Genomic DNA, 251 nt, shown 5'->3' on the forward strand with positions numbered 1-251 from the left:
CGTTAGCGGCTGGATATAAAACGCGTGATTTATAGTGACCGTTATGACTGAGATGGTCAAAGCCACACTGGGGACACCGTTCACAGGCCACTTTCACATTGGCTCGATAGACCTTGGCGCGGCGTGATTTGATTACTTGATAGTCATAATCGAAAAAAACAACGTTTTTGTCTTTAATACTGAGTGAAAATTTTATATAATGGTCAATAGAGTTCATTGGTCTTCATATCCTTTCAAATGACGCTGTAGTG

At 40.6% G+C, this 251-nt stretch carries 1 pseudogene; it reads right to left on the reverse strand.

Annotated elements, in window-relative coordinates:
* A pseudogene (locus EKM80_RS15065) lies at nucleotides 1-217 on the reverse strand (ISL3 family transposase); the annotation flags it as partial.
* Nucleotides 218-251 lie beyond the last annotated feature (34 nt).

Origin of the sequence: Loigolactobacillus jiayinensis (assembly GCF_003946445.1) — a bacterium.
Classification (GTDB): domain Bacteria; phylum Bacillota; class Bacilli; order Lactobacillales; family Lactobacillaceae; genus Loigolactobacillus; species Loigolactobacillus jiayinensis.